This window comes from Rhizobium sp. PDO1-076, from assembly GCF_000247475.1.
GTDB lineage: Bacteria > Pseudomonadota > Alphaproteobacteria > Rhizobiales > Rhizobiaceae > Allorhizobium.
This window is the reverse complement of sequence record NZ_AHZC01000043.1, coordinates 1-11,396: the sequence shown is the minus strand read 5'-3', so window position 1 is coordinate 11,396 and position 11,396 is coordinate 1. Positions and strand designations below refer to the sequence as shown.

At 57.3% G+C, this 11,396-nt stretch carries 8 protein-coding genes; 2 read left to right on the top strand and 6 right to left on the bottom strand.

Going from position 1 to position 11,396, the window contains the following annotated elements:
• A partial coding sequence (locus PDO_RS03780) for a VCBS domain-containing protein (RefSeq protein WP_007598025.1) occupies positions 1 to 1,913 on the bottom strand: 1,913 nt, incomplete at its 3' end.
• Between the two features lie 419 nt (positions 1,914 to 2,332).
• Between PDO_RS03780 and PDO_RS03775 the strand changes: the two genes are divergently transcribed.
• Positions 2,333 to 3,154 carry a transglutaminase-like cysteine peptidase gene (locus PDO_RS03775; RefSeq protein WP_052023376.1) on the top strand — a complete coding sequence of 274 codons (822 nt, stop codon included), beginning with the start codon at positions 2,333 to 2,335 and terminating at the stop codon, positions 3,152 to 3,154.
• 39 nt (positions 3,155 to 3,193) lie between these two features.
• Here the strand turns inward: PDO_RS03775 and PDO_RS03770 are convergent, their stop codons facing one another.
• The 5 genes from PDO_RS03770 to PDO_RS03750 all read right to left on the bottom strand — a co-directional run bounded on the left by PDO_RS03770 (position 3,194) and on the right by PDO_RS03750 (position 10,414).
• Positions 3,194 to 3,811, bottom strand: coding sequence for a ribbon-helix-helix domain-containing protein (locus PDO_RS03770; RefSeq protein WP_007598022.1), 618 nt, complete (start codon positions 3,809 to 3,811; stop codon positions 3,194 to 3,196).
• Positions 3,811 to 5,175 carry an HlyD family type I secretion periplasmic adaptor subunit gene (locus tag PDO_RS03765; RefSeq protein ID WP_007598020.1) on the bottom strand — a complete coding sequence of 455 codons (1,365 nt, stop codon included), beginning with the start codon at positions 5,173 to 5,175 and terminating at the stop codon, positions 3,811 to 3,813. The genes PDO_RS03770 and PDO_RS03765 overlap by 1 nt, the downstream gene beginning before the upstream one ends.
• A gap of 3 nt (positions 5,176 to 5,178) precedes the next feature.
• Positions 5,179 to 7,293 (bottom strand): type I secretion system permease/ATPase, encoded by a 2,115-nt coding sequence (locus PDO_RS03760; RefSeq protein WP_007598018.1) that lies wholly within the window; start codon positions 7,291 to 7,293, stop codon positions 5,179 to 5,181.
• 52 nt (positions 7,294 to 7,345) lie between these two features.
• A complete protein-coding gene (locus PDO_RS03755; RefSeq protein ID WP_007598016.1) occupies positions 7,346 to 8,779 on the bottom strand; it encodes a TolC family outer membrane protein in 1,434 nt (477 codons plus the stop codon).
• A gap of 837 nt (positions 8,780 to 9,616) precedes the next feature.
• Positions 9,617 to 10,414, bottom strand: coding sequence for an NAD-dependent epimerase/dehydratase family protein (locus PDO_RS03750; protein ID WP_007598014.1), 798 nt, complete (start codon positions 10,412 to 10,414; stop codon positions 9,617 to 9,619).
• A gap of 171 nt (positions 10,415 to 10,585) precedes the next feature.
• Here PDO_RS03750 and PDO_RS03745 point away from each other — a divergent pair, with 171 nt between their 5' ends.
• Entirely contained in the window at positions 10,586 to 11,329 is a 744-nt protein-coding gene (locus PDO_RS03745; protein WP_007598013.1) for a FadR/GntR family transcriptional regulator, read from the top strand.
• Positions 11,330 to 11,396: the final 67 nt, after the last annotated feature.

The following is an 11,396-nucleotide window of genomic DNA, read 5'->3' as shown; positions in this document are numbered from 1 at the left end:
CCGCCCTTGTCGAAGCCACGCGGCGTCTCGTCACGACCGCGTCCATCAACGAACTCGGTCACGGTCGCCTCGGTCGAGCCCTTGCCCAGGACCGGAACGTCGTTCGTGCCGGTGATGGTAACTGTCACGTCCTGAGCAACGGTGCCGCCCTTGCCGTCACTAACGATGACGGTATAGGTCTGGGTCAGGGTCTCGCCGGCAGCGAGGTAGTCGATGGCAGCGTCGGCAACCTTGAATGTCCAGGTCACTTCACCTTCGTTGTCGCCGGTCGCGCTGTCCGAAATCACTGCCTCGAACGTGCCGAGATAGTCTTCACCTTGCGCTTCTGCGGCCACGCTGTGCTTGTCGATGGTGTCGACGTCGGAAAACGCAATCGTTCCGGTGGCCTCGAGAACATCAACGTTTTCACCCTTGGCGCCGTCGGCAATTTCCGTGACGGAGCCCTTGCTGACCGCGCTTTCGATGACCGGCGTATCGTTGGAGCCATAAATGCGAACCGTAATCGTCTGCTGGCTGGTTGCACCGGCACTATCCGTCACAGTGACAACATAAGTCTGGCTGATCTGCTGGCCTTCGGCGAGGAAGTCGAGTTCGGCGTCATCGGCCGTAAACGTCCAGGTGATCTCACCGACAGCTCCGCCGGTCGTGTCCTGGGTCAGAACAGCTTCGAGCTGACCGACATAGGTCCGCTCCTGCTGCTCCGACCTGTCGCTGACGGACACCACATGTGTGTCGATCAGGTCGACATCCGTGAAGGTCAGCACGCCGTCAACCGTATGGGTGACAGGCAGCTCTTCGGAAGCAGGCTCTTCGCCAGATTCCTCGCCTTCCACGGCAGCGATCTTCACCATCTCAGACGGCAGATCGATGATCATGCCCTCTTCATTTTCCGACACGTCGTCCCATACGCCTTCGACATTTCCCGCGTCCAGAACCGGCGCATCATTGGTGCCGACGATGTTGACGGTAATTGTCTGCTGAACCGGCAGGCCGTTGCGGTCTGCGATGGTTACGACATAGCTCTGGGTGCGTGTTTCGCCAGCGGCCAGGAAGTCGATGGCATTGTCGGCGACCGTAAAGGTCCATGTGACAGTGCCCTGACCGTCAAACGTTGCACTGTCGGTAACGACCGCGGTGAAATTACCGAGATAGCCTTCTCCAGCAGCGACCGCCGTGACTGTGTGCACGTCGCCGAGATCTACATCCGTGAAGGTGATGGTGCCCGTGGCGGTTTGATCGGCATTGCCGATTTCACCTTCCGAAAGATCAACCGCCTCGGTCACGCTGCCTGCGCCACCGTTGGAGGCAGACAGGATCACCGGCGCATCATTTGCATCGACCAGTTGTTCGTCTTCGCCGCCATCGCCGGCGTCGGCCTGATCCGTGTCGGAAAGAAGCGAAATTGTATCGCCGGCTTCACCGATATCGCCGGAACCTTCAGCAAAATTACCGCCGGCGCTACCGCTGTTGCTGACGACGGAAACGGCGCCATCCGGGCCGGCGGCAACATTGATGCCGTTGGCCTGAAGCGCCGCGACCAGAACCTGCTGGGGAACTTCAACCGCGCCGATCAGGAATGTAGGAACATTCAGCGCACCGCCTTCGATGACGATCCGGGTACCATCGGCCTGGACGAGAATGATGTCGTTGCCGTCAATCTCGATGTTGTCGAGCGAAACACCGACCGGCAGCGTGATCGTGTTGGCCGCGTCGGCAACGAAGCGCGTCGCGGCTGAATTGGACTGACCATTGGACGGCACGCCGATTGCAGCGCCGGTAGCCGGATCAACGAAACCCGGATCCTGGCTGTTGGCTTGGGCAACTTCGACGATCTTTGCTGCCGGCTGAGTGCCTTCAGCAATATACTCAGCTTCAACTTCAATATTCTCGTTCGGAACGTTGCGATCCAGCATGGTGAACTCCTGATTAATTTAACCAGACGTAAACCATTGAATATCGGGCTGCACAACGAACAAAACTGGGTGGAGTTTGGTTAAAACATAATCTGATATGTCCAATTACAAGCCATCTGTTCTTTGGTTAATCTTGATGCATAACCTGATATTCACATTGCGAATCTGGTCCCTCTGTAGCTGTTTGGCTCACCTAACGGCAGTTAGGCGACAGAGACATTTCTCAACAATATAAAATTTTACATAAATGCCACAACGGACATTATATAAGAATAATCTAAGTCTATTTTCGAAGTTTTTGGAGCTTAAATGTAGATTTCTCCCATAACTCGGAGAAAGACATGCGGTTCTCAACAAATAAAAAACTAATAAAAAGAATAGCAACGACAGCCGCCCTGTCCCTTACGCTTGTGGGCGCAATGGCACCATCGGCCTTCGCCCTGTCGAGCCGGCTTCCCGACATCAGCCTTGGCTATGTGTTGCGCTCAGAAAGCCAGCTCATGCTGTCAGAGGTCATCTATGCGCGCATGACGGCCGCCATGCGGCCCGAAGCAGCGATGCCTAGAGTGTCGCCAGCCAGGGCAATGCCGGATAGCCCGGTGAAAAAGCCGGCATCGTCAGCTGTCTTCGCCTCGGTCACCATACCGTTCGGCAAACTGCCCGTGACAGCCAACTGGCAGCGCGTTCGCGCGCAACTGGCCATGCCCGAAATCTCGGTATGCGCAGGCGATGGTAAAGGAGCGCAGTGTTCGACCAATCAGAAACGACTTGTCCAGGTGCTGGCAAGCGCAAAGCAGATGCCCTTCCAAGAACGCCTGAGCTATATCAGCAATGCGATCAACAGCATGATCGCCTACACATCTGACGAGAAGCAATACGGCAAGATGGACCATTGGTCGGCGCCCGCCAAGACCCTGGCCACGGGCAAGGGTGATTGCGAAGACTATGCGATCCTGAAAATGGCGGCGCTGAAGGCACTGGGTATTCCGGAAGGCAGTATGTCGATCGTCGTATTGCGCGTTACCGACCGCAACATCTACCATGCCGTTCTGGCTGTCTCCACAGCACAGGGTCACTACATCCTCGACAATCTGCGCCGCAATGCCGGTCTCGATACAAGCTATCGCACATATCAGCCGCTCTACTCGATGAGTGGCAATCGCTCATGGATCCACGGCTTCATCAATGAAGGCGAGGCAATCGCCGCGCAGACCGTTGACTTCAACTCCGTCCCGGGCTGATTTCCGGCCGAAATATCGTGTCTGCGGAAAGTACCGTGATCAGTTGATCAGAAACCCAATGATGGCCCCGCCCTCGGCGGGGTCGGCGAGTACAGCGTTCATCCGACCGCGCAGGGCCTTTTGCTGTGCCACGATCGTGTAATTCACCACGATCGGATTTTGCGGATCATCCTTCAGGCGGGCCACTAACCCCTCAAAGGGAATGTCGAGCTGCAGTTTCAGACCGCTGCCAATCACGTCTGACGACAGAGGCGAAAGGCGCGCCTGCAGAAGCGTCAGAAAAGCCGAATTATACGATATGATCTTCTTGTCGCTCGACAGGGCAAAGGCAGGGGCCGGGCTGCCGGCAACCACACCGAGTGTCAACTTGACGTCGCGGGCTGCCTTGCGCTCGTTGTATCGCTTGCGCAGAGATTCCAGCACGCCGAGACGCACCGCACCAGTTGCGTTGTCGAGCATCGGATACCGTTCGGAATATTCCTCGATAAGGTCGCCGACGCGTTTGCCCTCTTCGCCGGCAATCTCTGCCAGTGAAGTCCAGAATGCATTCTCCAGCCTGATACCGCGACGCGATCCATTGGCCGTGACCGCGCGGAAAATCAGCTTGGCGCTGTCTTCCGGCTGATCCGAGTTTCCTTTGAAGATTGATCGTCCCATCACCGCTCCCGCAACGCTTCTTGCCGCGCCTTGATGATCGGCTTGAGCAGATAGGTCAGCACTGTTTTCTTGCCGGTGATGATATCGACCGATGCCACCATACCGGGCGTAATCGGATAGCTCTGCCCATCCTTCTCAAGTGCTGCCTTGTCGGTGCGCACGCGCACCTGGTAGAAGGCGTCGCCTGTTTCCTGGTCGACGAGACTGTCGGCGGATACCGTTTCGACCTTGCCCGAAAGGCCGCCGTAAACAGTATAGTCATAGGCGGTGATCTTGATGACTGCGTGCTGTCCCGGGCGCACAAAGGCGACGTCCGATGGCGACAGGCGCGCTTCGATCAACAGGATGTCTGAGGTCGGAACGACACCGGCGACCACAGCGCCGGCATTCACATAGGCGCCAACCGTATTGATATCCATCGTGTTGACGATGCCATCCACCGGCGAGCGGATGTCGGTATTGCTCACCCGGCTTTCGGCGCCCTTGATCGTCTCGTCGATGACTGACAACTGCGACAGCGCTTCCGTCTTGGCGGCAAGCGCTTCCTGCTGGGTCTGCAGCTTGACTTCCTCGACCTGCAGCTGCGCTTCGCTGGCCGCACGCTGGATACGGTCAAGCGTTTCGGCGTAAAGCTTGAGCTGGCCCTCATTGTCGGCCACTTCCTTCTGCACCCGCAAAAGGTCGGTCTGAGCCGCGAGTTTCTTGGCCACGATAGGCGCCAGGATCGCTTCTTCCTTGCGTGTGATCGCCAGATTTGTCTGCAGGCGCGCGATGTTCTCGCGTGTTTCAGACACTTCCTTGAGGCGCTGCTCGTAACGCTCGACAAGAACGGAGCGCTTGTTGAGATAGGTATCGGCGCGCGCCTGCAGCAAGCGGGCCTCGTTGTCGCAAATCAGCGGTGCGATCTTGGCAATTTCGTCGGGACACGGATATGTCGCGGTGAAATTGCCGGTCTGCTCGAGATCCAGACGGGCGATCTGTGCCATCAGGGAGCGTGCCTTGGCCCGCGCTTCGCCAAGGGAGGACGCCGTCATCGTGTCATCGAGCCGGACCAGAAGGTCACCCTTCTTGACAACCTGACCGACCTGGACCGCTATTTCCTGGACGATGCCCGGCTCGCTCGACTGGATGATCTGTGTCTTCGACACAGGAATGACCTTGCCGACACCGCGCGAGATTTCCTCAAGCTCGGCAAATGCCGCCCAGGTCACAAAGGTCACAAGAAGGGCCGCAAAGACGTAGAGCGTCAGCCGCGGGGCCCAGGCCTGCCGCTCGACACTCTGGCTATCCGCATCTGACGAACCACCCAGATTGAATGGCATCTTGATGTTCAGCAGTGCGGAAAAGTCTGGAAAATTGAACATCGCTCAACCCCGCGCCCGCGCCGGCACTGAGCCTGCCTTGAGACCTTCGATCACCTGATTTTTCGGTCCATCGCTGATCAATCGTCCCTGTTCGAGGACAATCAGCCGGTCAACCAGCGCCAGCATGCTGTAGCGATGCGTGGAAACGAGAAGCGTCACATCTGTGGGGAAACACTTGAGCAATTTGTCGATCAGCTCTTTTTCACTGGCCATGTCCATCGAACCCGATGGCTCGTCCAGAAAGACGATTGAGGGCTTGCGCAGCATGATGCGCGCAATGGCGATTGCCGCCCGCTGACCACCTGACAAAAGATTGCCACGCTCGCCCACCGGCATGTCGTAACCCCGTGGATGACGAGAGACGAAACTGTCGACGCCGGCGATCTTGGCGGCCTCAATGATTTGCTCGTCCGTCGCCGTCGGCGCGGCCATCAGCAGGTTGTCCTTGACCGTGCCGGAAAACAGGTCGGAATTTTGCGAAACGAAGGCGATCGCGCTGCGGACCACGGCAGGATGATACTGCCGGATATCGACGCCATCGATCAGGACGCGACCGCCACCCGTGGTGTAGAGGCCGGAAATCAGGCGCCCCATCGTCGTCTTGCCCGAACCGACACGACCAATAATGCCGACCTTTTCGCCGGGCTGGATGGTGAAACTGATGTTGTTGATCACCTGATGATCTGTGCCGGGATAGGAAAATCCGACATTGTGGAAGGTCAGTGCACCGCTATTGATCGTCCGGTTGACGAAACCGGTGGTCGATGGACGATCTTCGTCCTGCGCCATGATTTCATCAAGAATGCGCAACGACAGGAAGGCCTGGCGCATACGCGCCAATGTCAGTGCCAGTTGACCGAGCGGTGCAACGGCGCGCCCGGCCAGCATCGTTGTCGCGACGATCGCACCGGATGTGATATTGCCCGCCGCAAATTCATAGGCACCGGCGAGGATGATCACCACGGTCACCAATTGCTGGATGAACTGGGTGATATTGGCCGCCCAGGCCGAGATATGTTTGATTTCCTCGGACGTATGGGACGCATTCTTGGCCAGCGTATGCCAGCGGCGCAGCAACGTGGCTTCCGCGTTGAGCAGCTTGATTGTTTCCAGTGCCGAAATCGACTCGATCAGCAGCGATTGGCGCTGGGACGCCTCGTTCAGCGCTGCTCCCATCACCCGGCCGATCTTGATCTGCGCATAATAGCCGATCGCTGCGACAATGAAGAATGCAGCAAGCGGCACAACGGCGATCCAGCCGATGATGATATAGATGACCGCCACGAACATGAAGACGAAGACGCAGTCGATGGCCACGCTGATCGTATTCGAGGTGAAGAACTCTCGGACAAATTCATATTGCGACACGCGGTTGGCGTATTCGCCCGTCGACATTGGCCGCGACTTCAGCGACGTGTTAAGGATCTTGTCAAAGAGCTTGTAGGACAGCTTGAGATCTGCCTTGCGACCGGCAAAATCGATCGTGGCAGCGCGGATGGACTTCAAGATGAAGTCGAAAAGGATTGCTCCCGAGACACCGATGGCCAGAACCCAGAGGGTCGCGACCGCCTTGTTGGGCAGCACCCGGTCATAGACGTTCATCGTGAACAGCGGTGCTGTCAGCGCCAGCACATTGATCAGAAAGGTGGCCAGCGCCACGTCCAGATATGAACGCCAGAACGGCTTGAGAATGGCACGCAGCCAATGGACGCGATCGATCTCCTCGGCCATGCCCGTGACGCCCGCTTCGCTGTCGTTCTGATAGACGGCAGCAAAGGAGAATGCGGAAACCACCGGTTTCTGCAGGACTTCGGCAAAGGTAACTCGCGTGCCATCGCCACTGAGCATGGACAATCCATGCGCGTCTTCTTCGAGCAGCACCATGGATGTGCGGTCTGCAAAGAGCAGCATCAACGGCAGTTCGAAGGCACGGCGACGAAGTTCATCGACCGTGACCTGATGGGCATCAAGACCGATACGGCTCGCCAGTCGCTCCACTTCCTCATAGGTCGGAGCCTGAGGATCGAAGGGCACACCGGAGAAAAGAAGAATATCGGCGGTTGGCCGGTTCATGAAACCGGCCAAGGCGCGAAAGGACGCGGTAAACTCGTTGGTCATTAGGCTGAGCCTACCATTCTAAGATACCGTTCCTAATCTACCGACGCTTCGCTCAGTCGTTGGCTGTCGCGAAGAGATCGATCGGGAGGCCGGCATTCTGCTTCGAGACCAAACGCTTCTGCTGGGGCTCGCCGCCGGAACGGACCTTGAACTCGCTGCGCGCATAAGCATCATTCTGCTTCGGCGGGGTGATGTTCATGGCCTTCAACAGGCTGCCAGTCGAAGCCAGCAGGCGATATTCGGCAAACAGCGATGCATATTGTGCCGTCATCGAAAGAACGTTGACATTGTACTTGGTGTTCTGCGCGCCAAGCACGTCGAGCAGCGAACGCTGGCCGATATTCAACTGTTCGCGATAGCTGGACACCAGCTGCGCATTCGCATTGGACTGCTGCTTGAGCAGACCGGCAAGCTGCCGCTGCTGGATACGACGATCCCAGGACAGGCGCACGGCTTCGTCGACTTCGCGATGTGCGGAGTCGAGCGCAAAACGCTGCTCGCCGGCACGACGGATCTGTTCTTCTTCACGGGCCTGGTCGATACCGCCGCGATACAGGTTCCAGCGTGCGACAAGGCGAACCTGAGCGTCGGTAGTGCGGCCCTCGTCGCCGCCGGTGTCCGTACCGGTGACCAAACGGCCTTCGGCAGACACTTCCGGCAAATAGTTGTTGCGCGCACCGCGCACACCGGCATCCGCCGCATCGACGTCAGCCAAGCCAGCCTTTATACGCGGATTGTTGCGACGCGCAGTGTCCAGAGCCACGTCAAGGCTCTTCGGCAACTGGGCCACCAGCGAAGGCGGCATCTTGCCGCCGGTAATCGGCGTACCGACCAGACGCAGAAGCGAGATCTTCACCTGCTGAAGTGCTTCCGTCGCCTCTTGGAGACGGGCCCGGGCAGCGAGCAGGCGCTCATCGGCCTGCTGGCTGTCCGCCTCGGTCAGGGTTCCGCTTGAGATCAGCGAACCGATATCGCCGCGAAGCGCCTGGTGAACGCGGACATTCTCCTGGGATTCGGCAACAATACGCGACTGCAGCAGAAATTCGAGATATTCCCGAACGACCTGCAGCGCGATCGTCTCACTACGCTCCATGACACGATAGGAGGCGCTGTCGACACGCGAGGCCTGCTGGTCGAGTTGCGCGCGACGACCACCGCCGTCAAAAAGCTTCTGCGTGATCGTCAAACCGGCTTCGCTCGGATAGAGATCGTCGCCGTCGATACCCGACGCACGGCGGCTAGGGCTGTCGAGGTTGTTGACACCGACAGAGGCTTCCAAGTCGATGCTGGGGAGATAAAGCCCCCGCGCCTGGCGCAGTTCGAATTCGACAGCCTCGCGGTTTTCAACCGCTTGTCCGATATCCGGGTTGGTGGAAACGGCAGTCTGCATTGCTTCGCGGAGATCAGCAGCAGTGGCCAGCGACGTGGTGAGAGCAATCGTACCGGCGAAAATTGCCGTCGTTGCGAGCATCGAAATTTTCTTCATATCCCCCTCGTAGCCGAACTACGCAGTTATTGAGACTGTCTGATCAAGTGTGGCGAAACCTAGCCGAAGCCGTCACGCCAATCTATGAATTCTTATGGGTTAAAAGAACCATTTTTGGGCCTATTAACCTTTGGGAAATCATCAATGACCTTGCGATCTCTCCCCTCAAAACGGAATCCCCAACAACTCGGGAGAAAATCCAGATTCGGATGTATACTCAAGCTTCTACGAGAGTCACGTGCTTTTCCAAAACATGGAAAACGCTGCACCGATAAAATCAAGTATAGTTGCAGAATTGTCGTAGCGGAAACCGCGAGAATCAGAACACGGCAGCGCGTGAAAATGCGTCAAAGAGACAATATTTGTTTATTGTTTTCAGATGCTTGCTAGGGCAGACATTCGGATGTCGTGCGAGGGTGAAACTTAGGGATTTTCCATGTTAATCCTATTCAACAATATCTTATATCAACGGTAAACGTAGCCTCGAACCCTCCACAATAGAGAGCGACACATACGACTCCCACTCTGCTTTCCAGGTATGCCTTGACGATGATCTAAACTGTGCGCAACTCTAAATCGCATATCTCACTATGCGTATCGCAAGGTGAAATCCTGACGAGATATAACAAGTTATATTCATTCGACTTTCTCCACTGCACCAAAACGGTGCAACCAACCATGCGGCCGCCGCTCCGGTCACATCACCCGGTCCTGCACCGTCCGAAGGGTCCCCAGAACCTCTCGCGGGTTTGAACATTGACCTTTTTGAACAAAAAATGGCCGCACGCGGCGGCTCATTTCATTCATGTATACGAAAGTCGTGACGCACCAATCGCATCAATCCTCCTCAAAGATGGGGTCATCAACAAAAGGCCCACCCTGGTAGATGGCAATCGAATCCTGGGCCGAAGGCCTTGGAACAGTCGCCTCAATCTCGGCGCGAAACCGCTCGGCATTGTCCTTCGGATGCCAGCCGAGATAGGAAACAGCAGAGTTGTCCCACCAGCGACTGTCATTGTTGGAGCAGCCCCAGATGACCGGGCAGCCGAGGCGCGGAACGCGGAAGATGCGTTCGATCATGGAGAGGAAATCGTCATGACTCATCCATGTGGACAGCATCCGATGGTTCTTCGGCTTCTCCATGCAACTGCCGATACGCACCAGCGCCGTCTCCTGGCCGAATTTGTCGAAATACATGCTGGCCAGCGCCTCTCCGAAGCATTTCGACACACCATAAAGACCATCAGGCCGCATCGGTGCACTGGCATCGAGATAATCGTCCTGGCCGTAAAAGCCGATCGTGTGATTGGAGCTGGCAAAGAGAATGCGCGGCATTCCGTTCGCCCGCGCCGCCTCATAGAGATTGTAAAGTCCCAGCAGATTGGCATTGAGGATCTTGGAAAACTTGTCCTCGACGGAAATGCCGCCGAGATGAATGATGCCGTCGCAGCCCTCGACAAGTCTGTCGACGGCGGCACGGTCGCCCAGGTCGCAGACAACCAGCTCCTCGTGGGCCGCCGCCTCGCCCATGTCGGCAATGTCCGAGAGGCGCAAGACATCTGCCATGCCCTTCAGACGACCACGCATCGCCTTGCCAAGTCCGCCCGCAGCGCCGGTTACCAATAGTCGCTTCACATAAACCTCCCTAGTCCGCTCTCAGATGGCCGCATTCGGACCCATTCAACTCATCATACAGGTAGCATCAATTGGGTCAATATTCCCCGATGACCTCCTTCGTGCTTGGCTAACTTGACAGACGAGTTTATGCATAAGTTCCTTGACTGTTGAACGAAGGCGGAGATGAGCATGGCTCTACAAGCGAAATTGGAGGCTGGATCGGGGACTCTGACGCAGAGGCTGAGCGACAATCTGCGTCGCGCCATCCATGGCGGCCAGTTCCCACCGGGCAGCAAGCTGCCGAGCGAGGCGCAGTTGTCAGAGGCCAATGGCGTCTCGCGCACAGTTGTCCGGGAGGCGATTGCAGCCCTTCGTGCAGACCGCCTCGTCGAGGCACGCCAAGGCGCTGGCGTCTTTGTTCTGGAGCCACGCGAACCCGCCCCCGCTCCCCTGTCCATTGCCCACATCGACCCGGCGCGGGTCTCCTCTATGATCGAGCTGCTGGAGCTTCGAACCGCCGTGGAAGTCGAGGCCGCAGGGCTTGCTGCGCTCCGCCGCTCACCGGCCCAGGAAGAGGTCATCCTGGAGCAGCACTATGCCGTGCGCGCATGTCTCGATGCCGGAAAATCGAGCAGCGAAGCCGATTTCGCCCTGCATCTTGCGATCGCCGAGGCAACCAACAATCCACGCTTTCGCGAATTCCTGGCGATGATCGGGAAAAACGTCATTCCGCGCGCCGCCCTTCGCGGCGAAGAAAGCGACGAGGATCAGGCAGCCTATATCCGCCTGATCGATGCGGAGCACGCCGATATCGTCGAGGCCATTTCCGCAAGCAATGAGGAAGCCGCCCGAGATGCCATGCGCCGGCATCTGCGTGGCAGCCAGGCCCGATACCGCACGCTTCTGCGCGAACAACGTCAACCTGTACGATGACTATTGACTGAATGACGTAAAATACGTATGACAACTTTGCCGGAGGAGGCAAAAAGAGGATATACGC